The sequence below is a fragment of the Streptomyces sp. NPDC028305 genome, from assembly GCF_055569495.1.
Window position 1 is genome coordinate 423,104 of the sequence record NZ_JBVHTN010000008.1, and the last position, 13,774, is coordinate 436,877.

General features: G+C 72.1%; 13 protein-coding genes. 8 read left to right on the forward strand and 5 right to left on the reverse strand.

The genetic code is table 11. The features are described from left to right. The first annotated feature begins 49 nt into the window (after window positions 1-49). Complete coding sequence (locus ACZ4WQ_RS35170; RefSeq protein WP_361185263.1) at window positions 50-1,192, forward strand: glycoside hydrolase family 88/105 protein; 1,143 nt, start codon at window positions 50-52, stop codon at window positions 1,190-1,192. A 74-nt stretch (window positions 1,193-1,266) separates the two neighbouring features. Here ACZ4WQ_RS35170 and ACZ4WQ_RS35175 read toward each other — a convergent pair whose 3' ends face one another. After that, window positions 1,267-2,346 (reverse strand): PQQ-dependent sugar dehydrogenase, encoded by a 1,080-nt coding sequence (locus ACZ4WQ_RS35175; protein WP_311726880.1) that lies wholly within the window; start codon window positions 2,344-2,346, stop codon window positions 1,267-1,269. Window positions 2,347-2,359: 13 nt separating this feature from the next. After that, window positions 2,360-3,166 (reverse strand): hypothetical protein, encoded by an 807-nt coding sequence (locus tag ACZ4WQ_RS35180; protein WP_311726878.1) that lies wholly within the window; start codon window positions 3,164-3,166, stop codon window positions 2,360-2,362. 441 nt (window positions 3,167-3,607) lie between these two features. Here ACZ4WQ_RS35180 and ACZ4WQ_RS35185 point away from each other — a divergent pair, with 441 nt between their 5' ends. From ACZ4WQ_RS35185 to ACZ4WQ_RS35215, 7 genes are all read left to right on the forward strand, one after another. Continuing rightward, window positions 3,608-5,401, forward strand: coding sequence for a discoidin domain-containing protein (locus tag ACZ4WQ_RS35185; protein WP_468022700.1), 1,794 nt, complete (start codon window positions 3,608-3,610; stop codon window positions 5,399-5,401). Window positions 5,402-5,495: 94 nt separating this feature from the next. Continuing rightward, window positions 5,496-5,648: a pyrroloquinoline quinone precursor peptide PqqA gene (pqqA, locus tag ACZ4WQ_RS35190; RefSeq protein WP_311726876.1), complete on the forward strand. Its 153-nt coding sequence runs from the start codon at window positions 5,496-5,498 to the stop codon at window positions 5,646-5,648. Between the two features lie 10 nt (window positions 5,649-5,658). Further along, the gene (gene pqqB / locus ACZ4WQ_RS35195) at window positions 5,659-6,567 is read left to right on the forward strand and encodes a pyrroloquinoline quinone biosynthesis protein PqqB (protein WP_361185258.1); all 909 of its coding nucleotides are present in this window, start codon (window positions 5,659-5,661) and stop codon (window positions 6,565-6,567) included. Further along, window positions 6,564-7,256, forward strand: coding sequence for a pyrroloquinoline-quinone synthase PqqC (pqqC, locus tag ACZ4WQ_RS35200; protein ID WP_311726874.1), 693 nt, complete (start codon window positions 6,564-6,566; stop codon window positions 7,254-7,256). Before pqqB ends, pqqC begins: the two co-directional genes overlap by 4 nt. Further along, the gene (gene pqqD / locus ACZ4WQ_RS35205) at window positions 7,253-7,573 is read left to right on the forward strand and encodes a pyrroloquinoline quinone biosynthesis peptide chaperone PqqD (protein WP_385351368.1); all 321 of its coding nucleotides are present in this window, start codon (window positions 7,253-7,255) and stop codon (window positions 7,571-7,573) included. The genes pqqC and pqqD overlap by 4 nt, the downstream gene beginning before the upstream one ends. After that, the gene (gene pqqE / locus ACZ4WQ_RS35210; RefSeq protein ID WP_311726873.1) at window positions 7,570-8,655 is read left to right on the forward strand and encodes a pyrroloquinoline quinone biosynthesis protein PqqE; all 1,086 of its coding nucleotides are present in this window, start codon (window positions 7,570-7,572) and stop codon (window positions 8,653-8,655) included. The genes pqqD and pqqE overlap by 4 nt, the downstream gene beginning before the upstream one ends. 116 nt (window positions 8,656-8,771) lie before the next feature. Further along, window positions 8,772-10,235 carry an SDR family NAD(P)-dependent oxidoreductase gene (locus ACZ4WQ_RS35215; RefSeq protein WP_361185255.1) on the forward strand — a complete coding sequence of 488 codons (1,464 nt, stop codon included), beginning with the start codon at window positions 8,772-8,774 and terminating at the stop codon, window positions 10,233-10,235. Between the two features lie 4 nt (window positions 10,236-10,239). Here ACZ4WQ_RS35215 and ACZ4WQ_RS35220 read toward each other — a convergent pair whose 3' ends face one another. From ACZ4WQ_RS35220 to ACZ4WQ_RS35230, 3 genes are all read right to left on the reverse strand, one after another. Then, the gene (locus ACZ4WQ_RS35220) at window positions 10,240-10,533 is read right to left on the reverse strand and encodes a DUF1330 domain-containing protein (protein ID WP_014174690.1); all 294 of its coding nucleotides are present in this window, start codon (window positions 10,531-10,533) and stop codon (window positions 10,240-10,242) included. 106 nt (window positions 10,534-10,639) lie between these two features. Further along, window positions 10,640-12,148 carry a hypothetical protein gene (locus ACZ4WQ_RS35225; RefSeq protein ID WP_468022701.1) on the reverse strand — a complete coding sequence of 503 codons (1,509 nt, stop codon included), beginning with the start codon at window positions 12,146-12,148 and terminating at the stop codon, window positions 10,640-10,642. A gap of 199 nt (window positions 12,149-12,347) precedes the next feature. After that, window positions 12,348-13,634: a glycosyltransferase family 4 protein gene (locus ACZ4WQ_RS35230; protein WP_468022702.1), complete on the reverse strand. Its 1,287-nt coding sequence runs from the start codon at window positions 13,632-13,634 to the stop codon at window positions 12,348-12,350. Window positions 13,635-13,774: the final 140 nt, after the last annotated feature.

Sequence of the window (13,774 nt, forward strand, 5' to 3'; positions counted from 1 at the left end):
GCGAACACGGATACCGGACACCGAACACCGGACACTCGGGAGAAGACCAGTGATCAGACGCAGGACCGTACTCGCGAGCACCCTGGGCATCACCGGCGGCCTCCTCCTCGGGGCGACCGCGGAGGCGGCCCCGGCCGACTGGTCCCGGGCCGTGGTGGACTCCACCATCGCCCGCAACCCGGACCCGAAGTCGCTGGGCGGCTGGGGCTACACGCGCGGGCTGTTCCTCTACGGCACCTACGGGGTGTACCAGCGGGTCAAGGAGCCGTCCTACCTCGCGTACATCAAGCGGTGGGTGGACTATTACGTGGACGCGGACGGCCACATCAACCACAGCTTCGACAACCTGGACGCCATGCAGTCCGGCAACCTGCTGCTGATCCTCCACAAGGAGACCGGCGATCCGCGGTACCGCACCGCCGCCGACCAGATCCGCACCCGCATCACGACCTATCCGCGCACCACCGACGGCGGCATGTGGCACGCCACCGGCAAGACCAACGAGCTGTGGGCGGACGGCGTCTTCATGGCCCAGCCGTTCCTGCTGCGCTACGGGCTCGCGTACGGGGACGAGACCTACGCCTACGACGAGGTCACCCGCAACCTGGCCGTGTACTTCAGCCACCTCAAGGCGTCGAACGGGCTGCTCTACCACGCGTACGACGCCGACGGCGATGCCCCCTGGTCGCCCGACCCCGCCACCGGCACCTCCGCCTACCACTGGGCCCGGGCCATCGGCTGGACCGCGATGACCCATATCGAGGTGCTGGAGCTGCTGCCCGCGAACCACCCCCGGCGGGCCCAGCTCATCGCCAACGTCAGACACCTGGCGAAGGGGTTCGTCCGCTATCAGGACCCGGGCACCGGCCGCTGGTTCCAGGTCGTGGACAAGGGGAGCGAGGCGGGCAACTGGACCGAGACCTCCGCCTCCAGCATGTACACCCTGATGCTGCACGCGGCCCTGCGGCGCGGATACATCGCCGGCGGCGCGTATGTGTCCGCCGCGCGCCGCGGCTACCAGGGCGTCCTGGAGAAGGTGAGCGTCAACGCGGACGGGCTGACCGACATCGCCGACATCAGCGAGGGCACCAACGTCGGCGATCTGGCCTACTACTTCGGCCGCAAGCGCAACACCAACGACCTCCACGGCCTGGGCGCCTTCCTCCTCATGAACGAGCGCCTCGCACACTGACCACCCGCACGGTCGCGCTCCGCGGCGGACCGCGGAGCGCGACCGGGACGGCGCCCCAGCACCGGTGGCGGAGGCTACTTCAGCTCCACCTGGAACACCTTGTCCGCGCCGTCCGGCTCGCCGCCGTTGTTGTCGGCGTTGGTAGTGGACAGCCACAGGGTGTTCTTGCCCGGGACCGTCTCGACCGTGCGCTGCCGTCCGTACTCACTGACGTAGTACGCCTGCGGGGTGCCCGCGGACGTGCCGTCGACCGGTATCCGCCACAGCCGCTCGCCCCTCAGCGCCGCCATGTAGAGCGCGCCGTCGGCGTAGGTGACACCGCTGGGCGAGGCCTCACCGGTCGACCACTGGCGCTTGGGGTTGGTCATCCCGGAGGTGGAGCAGGTGCCCTCGCAGGTGGGCCAGCCGTAGTTCTTGCCCGGCTCGATCAGATTGAGCTCGTCGTACGTGCTGTTGCCGAGCTCGGCCTCCCACAGCCGCCCTTGCGCGTCCCAGGTGAGGCCCTGCGGGTTGCGGTGGCCGTAGGAGTAGACGAGGGTGCCGAACGGGTTGCCGGGGGCCGGCTTGCCGTCCGTGGTCATCCGAAGGATCTTGCCGTTGAGCGAGTTCTTGTCCTGGGCGAGGTCGGACGTCTGCGCGTCCCCGGCCGTGGCGTACAGATAGCCGTCCGGGCCGAACTTGAGCCGTCCGCCGTTGTGGTACTTGTTCTTCTTGATGCCGCTGACCAGCGTGGTGTATCCGCTCAGCGAGGAGCCGTCGAAGGTCATCCGGGCGATCCGGTTGCCCTCGGAGGCGGTGTGCATGAGGTAGACGTAGTGGTCGGTGTTCCAGTTGGGGGACACCGCGATCCCCAGTAACCCGCCCTCGCCGCTGGTGGTCACGACGTTGGGCACCGAGCCGACCTGGGTCCTGGTGCCCGACTGGGTGAGCTTGAACACCTTGAACGAGTCGCGCTCGGTGATCAGCGCCGACCCGTCGGGCAGCCAGCTGAGCCCCCAGGGGATCGACCAGCCGGACGAGACGGTCTTGATGCTCGACGGCACCGAGTCGGCTCTGTCGGACGAGGCGTTGCCCGTCCCGGCCGTTCCGACCAGCAGCCCGGCGGCGAGTGCGGCGGCGGTGGCCGCCACCACGAGTTTCCGATGGCTCTTCATCGAGCGTCTCCTCCTACTGGAGCTTGTACGCCTTGAAGTTGCGGGTGAGCAGGTAAGTCGTCTGGAGGCCACCGCTGTTGAGGCTGCGATAGATGCCCCACTTGGGCCGCAGATAGTTCTTACCGCGCCACATGTCAAGACCGGTGCGCTTGTGCTTCGCGACCGTCTTCCCGTCGGTGACGACCGACCAGTCGACGTATGCCCCGGAGTCCGACGCCTTCACCTCGACCGACACATCGCTCCACGCGCCCTGGATCGGCGACATGCCGGCGGCTCCGGCCTCCGTCAGGTTCTCGGCGTCGTCCGAGGTGCGCATCTCGACCTTCGGGCCGTCGTCGTGCTGGTGGAGTGACATGGTGAACAGCGGCGCGGCCACGTCGCCCACCTTGATCTGCATGATGTGGGTGAAGCCGGTGGTCGCGTCCAGCGTGTCCGGCACATACATCTGGTACTGGATCCGCCAGGTCTCGTCCTTGAGGATCTTCACTGCGGCGCCGTTCTGCCGCATGCCCCGGACCTCGTTGCGCTGGCGGTCGGTGCTGGTGTCCACGTCCTTGGGGTAGTGCATGTCGGTGCGGAACCCGCCGCCGTTCGGGTAGATGTGAGTGACCCCGGGGTGGGAGTCGGCGCGGTCGTCCTCGGAGCCCTCGAAGGAGTCGGCGACACTGGCCCCCGAGGCGGGGCTCCACTTGAGGCTCCAGGCGGCGGGTGCGTTCGGCGATCGTTCCGCGCCGTGGGCGGCGACCGCGGGGAGGAGCAGCGCGCCTGCTGCCGCCAGGGCCACCGCGGCGCGGCGGCCTCCGAGCGGATTGCGCTCCATCAGTGATTCTCCTGTCTGACCTTTGGTCATATCCATGAACTTGCCGGACATGGAAAGGCCGCGGTGGGGGAGTGGCGCATGAGGTGAATCGCTGTTGAGGGGGACTGTAAAGAAAGGTTCCTATTCCGTCAACAGCTCTGCCATGGTTGGAGCGGGGGGTGTTGGCGTATCGCGGAAGGTAGGAGGTGTGTCCTGTTGAGTCAAGCATTGGTGCAGACTTAAGGGGCGTGAGAGATGTTCGAGACCCCGAATTGCCGCAACTGCCTGCGGGTTTGTGTTACTTGGTGTGTGATGCATCGTCAGGTGGAGCGGTAGAGATCGGAGGACTTTTTGCGTACGCCCCATTGACCAGGCCCTGACACCTCGCAACTCTGCAACAGAACACCATGCTCACCCCACACCCCTCATCGCCCGGCACCGACAGTTCGGGGAAGGAACCCCATGGGCCGCAGACCGCGCGGACGTCTTCGCGCCTGGCTGACCGCCTTACTGCTCGCCGTCGGCACCCTCGTCATGGCCGGTCCCGCGCCCGCGCGGGCCGAGGTCACGCACGCGCGCCAGCAGTGGCTGCGCGACTCCCAGGCAGGGCTCTTCCTGCACTGGGGCATGCGCACCTCGCCGGGCTACACCAGCTGCTCCGCCTGGGAGAAGGCGGTGACCGACGGCGGCTGGAGCGCCGGATACTGGGTCGGCGAGGCCAAGAAGCTGCACGCCAAGTACCTGGTGCTGGCCTCGTTCCACAGCCGCCTGGGGTACGCGCGCGCCTGGCCGTCCGACATCCCCGGCAGCTGCTCCACCAAGCGGGACTTCCTGGGCGAGCTGATCAGCGCCGCCGACGCCCAGGGGCTGAAGGTCCTGCTCTATATGACCGACGACCCGCAGTGGCACGACGAGGGCGGCCATGAATGGCTGGATTCGGCCGGCTACTCCGCCTACAAGGGCCGCGATGTCGACCTGACCACCCGCGACGGGTTCGGCGAGTACAGCTATGACAACTTCGTCGAGGTCATGCGGAAGTACCCCAAGCTGTCCGGCTTCTGGATCGACAACGACAACGACTACTGGATCGACCACGGCCTCTACGAGAAGGTCCGCGCGGACCGCCCGGGCTGGCTGCTGAGCAACAACAACGAAGACACGCCGATCATGGACACGGTCAGCAACGAGCAGAAGACCGGCATGACCCCGGCCTACGACTACCCGCAGGCGATCTGGAGCCCCCAGCCCAGGCTGACCGAGGCCTGCTTCAAGCTCCCGAGCAGCGGCGCCTGGTGGTACAGCGGCACCGACTCCTCGGTGGACCAGGGGCTCACCCTCGGCCGGCTGATCGCCAACTCCGGGTCCTCCGTCAAATCGCTGATGGCCGAGACCGCGCAGGTGAACGGCAGGTTCCCGAGCAAACAGGAAGCCTTCAACAACTTCGCCAAGACCTATCTGGACGCCATCTGGGGCTCGCTGAACGGCACCGAGGGCGGCGGCTACAGCTACGGCGGCCTCGCCCCCGGGGCCTGGAACGACGGGGCCCGCGGGGTGACCACGGTCTCCAAGGCGGACCCGGACCAGCACTTCGTACACGTCCTGACCAAGCCCTCCGGCTCCACGCTGACGCTGCGGGACAACGGCTACCGGGCCCAGCGGATCACCGACTTCCGCACCGGCGAGCGCTTGAGTTTCAGCCAGGGCGGCGGCAAGATCACCATCACCGGCATCGCCGACTGGGACCCCTACGACACGGTCCTCAAGGTCGAGACCGACGGCAGGCAGGGGCTGATCGCCGCCGACTCCATGACCGCGAGCGCGAGCGCCGCGGCGAGCGGACACCCGGCCTCCGCCGTCCTCGACGCCAACCCCCAGACCTACTGGGACAACAACACCGAGCTCCCGGTCTCGCTCACCCTCGATCTGCGCTCCGCCAGGAGCATTCGGTATCTGGCCGTCAACCAGCGTGAATGGTCGGTGAGTTACGCCCGCTCGGACACCGAGCAGTCCGCCCGCATCCGCGACTACCAGGTCCAGGTGTCCAGCGACGGCACCGACTGGGGGAGCGCCGTCAAGACCGGCACCCTCCCCAGCGCCCGCGGTGTGCAGTTCATCGACCTCCCCGCCACCACCAAGCGGTACGTCCGGCTCACCGTGAACAGCACCTGGGCCGCCGCCACCGACACCAAGCGCTACCAGAAGCTGCTCATCGACGAGGTGCGGGTCGGCTCCGGCTATGCGGGAAAGAGCTCCTGAGGCCCGTGAACACCTCGTCCATCACCCTCCGTGCGGATCCACGGGAATCCGTCCCGTGGATCACCCCCCAACACACAGGAAGGCAGGTACGGACATGAACGAAACCGTGCAGCGGACCGAACCCCAGTCGAGGCGGACGGCGGAGCAGACACGCCCCCGCCCCGAGGAAACGGCCTGGCAGACCCCCGACTACGCGGTCGTGGACACCGCGTTGGAGGTCACCGCCTACTCGCTGACCAACCGCTGACGGCGCCGCCATGCTGCTGCGCGTGCTCGGCACCGCGGCGGGCGGCGGACTGCCCCAGTGGAACTGCGCGTGCCCCGGTTGCTCCGGGGCACGCGCCCACCCCGGCCGGCGCCGCCGCCACGCCTCCCTCGCCGTACGGGCCGCCGAGGGCCGCTGGTACCTCGTCAACGCCACCCCTGACCTCGGCGACCAGATCGAGGACTGCCCCGACCTGCACCCCGGGCCGCGGCCCCGCCACACCCCGCTGGCCGGAGTGGTCCTCACCGACGCGGAACTCGACCACACCCTCGGCATCGCCCGGCTCCGCGAGGCGGCCGACGGCGTGGATGTGCTCGCCACCGCCCCCGTACGCCGGGCGCTGCTCGACGGCCTCCACCTCGGCGACGTCCTGGGCCCGTACACCACCCTGCGGTGGCGCCGGCTCGACACCGCTCCGGTGCCCCTCGCCGAGGGCTCGGCCCTGACCGTCGGCGCCGTGCCGGTCTCCGCCAAACGCCCGCGCTACGCGGCCGGTATGGCGGCCGACGCGGCGGGGGACGACGCGTGGGTGGTGGCGCTGCGCCTGGCCGACCGGGACACCGGCCGGTCCCTCCTCTACGCCCCCGCCCTCGCCGTCTGGTCCGACACCTTCCAGCGGGCGGCCGCCGAGGCCGACTGCGTGATCGTCGACGGCACGTTCTGGGACGACGAGGAGCCCCGGCGCGCCGGGTTCTCCACCCGCACCGCCACCGGCATGGGACATCTGCCCATCGACGGCCCCGGCGGCACCGCCAAGCGGCTCGCCGAACTCCCGGCCCGCTGCCTCTACACCCATCTGAACAACACGAACCCCCTCGCCGACCCGGCGGCACCCCAGCACCAGGAGCTGGCCGCCATGGGCCTCGAGGTGGCAGCCGACGGGATGGTGATCGAGCCATGAGCGACACACCTGCGTTCGAGGAGCGGCTGCGGACCGTGGCGCGCGAGCGCTACCACGACCGCCACCCCTTCAACATCCGTATGCACCAAGGGGAGTTGACCCCCGACGAGCTCCGCCGGTGGATCGCCAACCGCTTCCACTACCAGCGCCACATCCCCGTCAAGGACGCCCTGATCACCGCCAAGCTGGACACCCCGGCGCTGCGCCGGATGTGGCTGCGGCGCATCCAGGACCACGACGGCACGGTCGAGGGCGAGGGCGGGATCGAGCGGTGGCTCAGGCTCGGCGAGGCCGCGGGCCTGGACCGCTCCCGGCTGCTGGCGGGCCATGACGTGCTGCCGGGGGTGCGGCTCGCCGTCGACGGCTACGTCAACTTCTGCCGGCTGCGCCCCCCGCTGGAGGCGGTCGCCGCCTCGCTCACCGAGCTGTCGGCCCCGGACATCATGCGCACCCGCGTCGGCGCCTTCGAGCGCCACTACCGGTGGATCGACGGCGACGGGCTCGCCTACTTCCGCACCCGCGAGACCCAGGGGCGCCGGGACAGCCGGGAGGCCCTGGAGCTGGTGCTGTCGTGGGCGCGCACCGAGGAGGACCGGGAGCGGGCCGTGGCGGCGCTGTCCTTCAAATGCGATGTGCTGTGGTCGCTGCTGGACGCGGTGGACCACGCCGACCCCAAGGAGGGGCCGTGACCGCCGACACCTCCGTGACCGCCGACACGGCCAGGGAAGCCGGTACCACGACGGCCGCCACGCCCCCGTGGCGGCCCGCGCTCGCGCCGGTGGCCCACCTCCGCCACGACCGGGTGCGCGGGGTGGACCTGCTGGTGGTGCCCGAGCGGGTGGTCGTGCTGCACGGCACCGCGGGCGAGATCCTGCGGCTGTGCGACGGCGCTCGCGACCTCGACGCGATCGTCGCGGAACTGGCCGGGCGCTTCCCCGGCGCCCCCGTGGCCACCGAGGTCCCCGCCTTCCTCGACCGCCTCCGGCGGGAGGGCTGGCTGCGATGACCGACGCGCCGCCCCCCTGGGCCCTGCTGGCCGAGCTCACCCACGGCTGCCCGCTGCACTGCCCGTACTGCTCCAACCCGCTGGAGCTGGTCCGCCGCTCCCGGGAGCTGACCGGCGCGGAGTGGGCGGAGGTGATGCGCCAGGCCGGGGAGCTGGGCGTGGTGCACACCCATCTGTCGGGCGGCGAGCCGCTGCTGCGCGCCGACCTGGAGACGATCACCGCCGCCGCCGAGTCCGCCGGGATCTACACCCAGCTGGTCACCAGCGGCGTCGGGCTGACCGCGGCCCGGCTGGCGGCGCTGGTGGACGCCGGGCTGCGCGGCGTCCAGCTGTCCGTCCAGCACGCCGACCCGGGCGCCTCGGACCGCATCGCCGGGCGCCGGTCCTTCGCCGACAAGGAGCGGGCCGCCGCTCTGGTCCGCGAGACGGGGCTGCCGCTGGGCCTCAACATCGTGCTGCACCGCGACAACCTCGACGCGCTCGACGACCTGGTGGAGCTCGGGGTGTCCTGGGGCGCCCAGCGGATCGAGCTGGCCAACACCCAGTTCTACGGTTGGGCGCTGCGCAACCGCTCCGCGCTGCTGCCCACCCGGGAACAGCTGGAGCGGGCCCGTGAGGCCGTCGAGCGGTGGCGGGAGCGCCTGGGCGGCGGGACGGACCTGGTGTGGGTGGTCCCCGACTACTTCGACGGGGTCGCCAAGCCCTGCATGGGCGGCTGGGGAGCGGTCTCGCTCACCGTGGCGCCCGACGGCACCGCGTTGCCCTGCCCGGCGGCGGCCGCGCTCCCCGGTCTTGACCCGCCGAACGTACGCGACCACCCGCTGGACTGGATCTGGAACCACTCCGGCGCGTTCGCCCGCTACCGCGGCGAGAGCTGGATGAAGGAGCCGTGCCGGGGCTGCGCCCACCGCGCCGAGGACTTCGGCGGCTGCCGCTGCCAGGCGTACGCGCTGACCGGCGACGCGGCCGCCACGGACCCGGCCTGCGCGCTCTCCCCGGACCACGGCCTGATCCGCGCGCTCACCGGGGCCGCCCCGGCGGGTGCCGCCCGCTACGTCTACCGCAAGCCCGAGCGGGGGTGAGCCCGCTCCGGGTTTGGCGACGCCGCCCCCGCTTCCGTAAAGTTTCGCCGTTACCCACCCCACCACCACCTAGGGCTCCGCCCTGGAACGGGCGAAGCAGAAAGTGGCAGCGGCGAATGACGGTGACTGAAGACGGCCTGGCCGAGCAGGCGGGCATCGACCCGGAGCGCCTGGCGACCTGCCTGAGCGTGCTCGAGGAACTCGACGAGCTGCCGGTGGACCACCCCGACGCCATCGCGGTGCGCCGCGCCACCTCCGGCATCTACCGGACGGTGAAACAGCGCAGGCGCCAGGAGCGCCGGGCCGCGAAGACGGCCCACGACAAGGCGGTCACCGAGGCCACGGCCACCGGCGCCGCCGACCGCATCGACGACGAGACGCTGGGCCTGGCCCTGACCAGCTCGGTGACCACCCCGATCGCGGGCATCCTCCAGCGGCCCCGGTCCTGCTACACCTGCAAGACCCGCTATGTCGAGGTCGACGCCTTCTACCACCAGCTCTGCCAGGACTGCGCCACGAAGAACCGGGACCGGCGCGACGCGCGCACCGATCTCAGCGGGCGCCGGGCGCTGCTCACCGGCGGCCGGGCGAAGATCGGCATGTATATCGCGCTGCGGCTGCTGCGCGACGGCGCGCACACCACCATCACCACGCGCTTCCCGAGCGACGCGATCCGGCGCTTCAAGGCCATGCCGGACAGCGGGGAGTGGCTGCACCGGCTGAAGGTCGTCGGCATCGATCTGCGGGACCCGGCCCAGGTGATCGCGCTGGCCGACTCGGTGAGCGCGGCGGGTCCGCTGGACATCCTGATCAACAACGCGGCGCAGACCGTGCGCCGCACGCCCGCCGCGTACGCGGAGCTCATAGCGGGCGAATCGGCCGCGCTGCCCGCCGGGGAGCTGCCCGAGTCCGTCGTCCTGGGCGCGTTCGGCAGCGGCGCCCAGGCGGCCCTGCCGGGGCCGGCGGCCTCGCGCGAGGGCGCGCTGAGCGCTCAGGACCTCACCGCCCTCGCCCTGACCAGCGGCTCCGCCTCGCCCGCGCGGATCGAGGCGGGCACCGCGATCGACGCGGGCGGGCTGGTCCCCGACCTGGACTCCTCCAACACCTGGATCCAGCGGGTGGACGAGGTCGACCCGGTCGAGCTGCTCGAAGTGCAGCTGTGCAATGAGACGGCGCCGTTCATCCTGGTCAGCCGGTTGCGCCCGACGATGGCGGCCTCGCCCGCGCGGCGGAAGTACGTGGTGAACGTGTCCGCCATGGAGGGCAAGTTCAGCCGCGGCTACAAGGGCGCGGGCCATCCGCACACCAACATGGCCAAGGCCGCCCTCAACATGCTGACCCGCACCAGCGCCCGCGAGATGTTCGAGTCCGACGCCATCCTGATGACCAGCGTCGACACCGGATGGATCACCGACGAGCGCCCGCACCCCGACAAGATGCGGCTGGCGGCCGAGGGCTTCCACGCCCCGCTCGACCTCGTCGACGGCGCGGCCCGCGTCTATGACCCGATCGTGCGGGGCGAGGGCGGCGAGGACGTCTTCGGCTGCTTCCTGAAGGACTACGCCCCCACGGACTGGTAGGCGGTCAGTCGGCGCCCTCGACGATGCGGAAGTCCCGGTCCGCGCCGTCGCCCAGCACGGTCAGCGCCTTCTGGTAGTCCTCGCTGTCATGCGTGGCGACGGCCAGCTCGAAGCTGTCGAACTCGATGACGACCGTTCGCTCCGCCACCCCGGCCTCGTGGGCGACGACCTGTCCTCCGAGGGTGAGAAACCGCCCCTTGGCCTTCTCGACGACCGGGACGGCCAGCTTCACGTACGCGGCCGACTTCGCGGGATCGGAGATCGAGCGGTAGGCGACGACCCAGTAGCCCTTGGACATGAGCGGACTCCTTCGGCTCGGCGGGAGGGGTCGGCCGAGAGGCAACACAGGAGCAGCGGAACGGGAGTGGTCACGCGGGCTGGAGGGCGCCCCGGACCTTCACAATTTACCGCTGCCCCGGCCGCTCGGCGCGTCCGGAGACCGGGGAGACGTACACGCTCAGGCCGCCCGTGCCGGGCAGGGTGTGCCGCGTCCAGCCGCGGTCGCGCAGCGACGGCAGGCCGTGCCCGGGGGCGTGGCCGAACACCGCGGTCGGCTCGTGGGCGGCCCGGCGCAGCAGCGCGGACGCCGTGGTCGAGGTGTTGTTGCCGCGCACCTCGGCGGAGGCGCAGCCCGCCGCGTAGCCGATCGGCAGCGCGCGCGGTCCGGCCACCAGACACGGCGGCCGCAGCCCCAGCGCCCGCAGCCCGGCCGCCGCCCGCTGGTATCGCTCGGCGGTGGCGGCGGCCTGGTGCGTGGTGTCCGCGAGGACGGCGTACTGGCTCCCCAGCTGGAGCGCCAGCACGACCCCGAGGGCGGCCGCGACCGGCACCGGCGAGCGCCCGGCCCGCACCGCGCGCGCCGCGAGGGCGGCCAGGGGCAGGGCGAGCAGCGCGTAGGCGGGCAGCAGGAAGCGGGGCGCCGAGTAGTCGATGAGCAGCAGATACGGCACGGCCATCGAGGCGGCGCACACCACCGGCAGCACGGTCGCGGGCAGCGCCCGGCCGTGCCCGGCGCGATGGTCACGTACGGCCACGGCGAGCGCGGCGGCCGCCAGCAGCGGCAGGGCGAGCCACCACAGCGTCAGCTCCGGGTGGCGCAGCGGCACCTGGCACGGGCGGCACAGCAGCGGGCCGTTGAGGCTGCGCAGCGCGGTGCCCACGTTGAGCTGCGGCACCATCCCGCCCTCCGTGGCGCTGGAGGCCCGCAGCCGCGCCCCGACGCCGCCGAACCGCGCGTACGCCTCGGCGACCCAGGGCGCCGCGCCCAGCGCGAGCCCGCCCAGCAGCGCGGGCAGCGCGGGCCGCCACCGGCGTACGCACACCGCGGCCGCCAGCAGCGGCAGCCCGAGCCAGCCGCCGTCCGGCATCCGCAGCAGCGTGACCCCGGCCACGGCGGCGGCCAGCCACCAGCGGGCGCGCGGCTCGGCCGGGGCCCGCAGAAACCAGCCGACGGCGGCCACCGCGCCCAGCGCCACCCACAGGTTCGGCATCACCTGCGACCCGCTGATCTGGGTGATCCACAGCCCGGAGAACAACAGCGCGGCCAGTGCGGCGGTGCCCCGCCCCACCAGCGGCCCCCACACGCGGAAGACGGCGTACAGCGCGGCCGCCGACAGCAGGGCCAGCACCACCCGCAGCGCCACGACCGAGGAGGTCGCGGCGACCACGGGCGCGACGAGATAGCTGATGCCACGGGACCGCGGGGCGCTGAAGAAGGCCGCGGGACGGTGCGGATCCACCTGGGAGGCGTAGACGCTCTCGTCCCACAGCAGCCCACCGCCCATATGCGGCACGACCATGGCCAGCTGCACCACGGCGTACACCGCCGCGACGACCGCGAGCCACGGCACCTCCCGGCGCGCCCGCGCCGGGCTCTGCGCGGCGACGGGCCGCCCCACCACCGTCGCGGTCACGGCTCGCCCCGCCCGTCGGCTTCCCGCCGGGGTGCGGCGGCGTAAGCGGCCGCCGCCGACGCGCCGCGTCGCGCACGGGCCACCATCGGGACGCGGCCGCCGTCCGCCGCCGGGCGAGCGGCGCTCCGCCCGCGCCCGGGCATGGGCGGGGTGGTCCGGCCGCCGGAACCGCCGCTCACGGGCGCCTGGCGGGGACCGCTCATGGGCGCTTCGCGCCCGTCGCGGGGGCCGCGGGGAGCGGGCGGTCGGGGCGGGTCGCGCGGCGGACGGCGGTGAGCCAGCGGCGCGCCACGCCGCCCGCGCGCCGGCGCGCCCGGGCCCGGCCGCGCTGCCAGCCGCGGGAGAGGCGGCTCGCCGCCAGGTCCTCGAAGAGGCGCTCGTAGCGCAGGGCGATCGGCGCGGGGTCGTAGGCCCACGCGCTCTCCAGCGCCGCCGCGCCCATCGCCCGCCGGGCCGGGGCGTCGTCGATGAGGTCCAGCAGCGCGCCGGCCAGGGCGTCCTTGTCGCCGGTCGGGACGAGCCGGCCGGTCACCCCGTCCTGGATGATCTCCGCCGGGCCGAGCGGGCAGTCCGTGCTGACCACGGGGACCCCGCAGCGCATCGCCTCGACGATCGTCATGCCGAAGGACTCGGCGTCCGAGGCGACCGCCACCAGCGACGCCTTGGCGAACTCCGCCTCGATCGGCGAGTGCGGCCCCATCAGCCGAGCGCTCTCCGCCAGGCCGAGCCGCTCGATGAGGGCCTGGAGCCGCTCCTCCTCGGCGCCCCCGCCGTAGATCCGCAGCCGCCACTCGGGGTGCTTGTCCGCGACCGCCGAGAACGCCTCGATCAGCAGGTCGAAGCGCTTGCCGCGGACCAGCCGCCCGGCCGCGGCGATGACCGGGGCGGTGCCGTCCGTGGGGCTGACCGGGGGCGCCGGCACGCTGTTGGGCACGGCGAGGGTCCGTACGCCCGGCAGGGGCATCTTCGCCCGGTAGACCGCCGCGTCCGCCTCCGTCGTGGTGACGACGGCGTCGAGGGTCCGGTAGTGGCGGGCGAGCTCGGCCCGCAGCGCCTTGCTGTGCGCGTCGTGCCGCAGATGCTCCTGGCCGATGCGCAGCGCGTGGCGCGGGGCGAACCGGGCTATGTAGACATTGGCGCCGGGGCGGGTGCCGATGATCACATCGGCGTCGCTGGCGCGCAGATACTCCGCGACCCGCTCGTCGTGCAGCCGGGTGTACTGGCGATGCCGCTTCTCGGCGGCGGGAAAGTCCCGGGCGGGCTCGCCGAACCGCGGGTCTTGCGCGTCGAGGCCGCTCGGACGCGTGTCAACCAGCGGGACGAGCCGCACCCGGGGGTCCACGGTGAAACGGGGCGTCTCACGGTGCCGCTGCATCGAGGCGATCTCCACATCGTGCCGCTCCGCCAGGGCCGCCGCCAGGTTCAGCGTGGTCCTGATCGTCCCGCCGATCGCGTAGACGTTGTGGAGCAGGAAGGCGATCTTCATATGGTGTCTCTCCGACGGTGACGGCACCGGGGACCGAAACCCCCGGATCGTTGTGAACACCATGGCCGGGCACGGTAAGCCGGCCGCCAGAACGAGGTGAGAGCAGGGTAAGAAGCCAGGCCACCGGGGTGCCCGGTGGC

What these genes read in the sequence shown, in the direction of transcription:
- ACZ4WQ_RS35230 (WP_468022702.1), bottom strand. Translation starts at nt 13,634, where the DNA reads ATGAAGATCGCCTTCCTGCTCCACAACGTCTACGCGATCGGCGGGACG.
- ACZ4WQ_RS35180 (WP_311726878.1), bottom strand. Translation starts at nt 3,166, where the DNA reads ATGGAGCGCAATCCGCTCGGAGGCCGCCGCGCCGCGGTGGCCCTGGCG.
- pqqE (WP_311726873.1), top strand. Translation starts at nt 7,570, where the DNA reads ATGACCGACGCGCCGCCCCCCTGGGCCCTGCTGGCCGAGCTCACCCAC.
- pqqB (WP_361185258.1), top strand. Translation starts at nt 5,659, where the DNA reads ATGCTGCTGCGCGTGCTCGGCACCGCGGCGGGCGGCGGACTGCCCCAG.
- ACZ4WQ_RS35220 (WP_014174690.1), bottom strand. Translation starts at nt 10,533, where the DNA reads ATGTCCAAGGGCTACTGGGTCGTCGCCTACCGCTCGATCTCCGATCCC.
- pqqC (WP_311726874.1), top strand. Translation starts at nt 6,564, where the DNA reads ATGAGCGACACACCTGCGTTCGAGGAGCGGCTGCGGACCGTGGCGCGC.
- pqqA (WP_311726876.1), top strand. Translation starts at nt 5,496, where the DNA reads ATGAACGAAACCGTGCAGCGGACCGAACCCCAGTCGAGGCGGACGGCG.
- ACZ4WQ_RS35175 (WP_311726880.1), bottom strand. Translation starts at nt 2,346, where the DNA reads ATGAAGAGCCATCGGAAACTCGTGGTGGCGGCCACCGCCGCCGCACTC.
- ACZ4WQ_RS35215 (WP_361185255.1), top strand. Translation starts at nt 8,772, where the DNA reads ATGACGGTGACTGAAGACGGCCTGGCCGAGCAGGCGGGCATCGACCCG.
- ACZ4WQ_RS35185 (WP_468022700.1), top strand. Translation starts at nt 3,608, where the DNA reads ATGGGCCGCAGACCGCGCGGACGTCTTCGCGCCTGGCTGACCGCCTTA.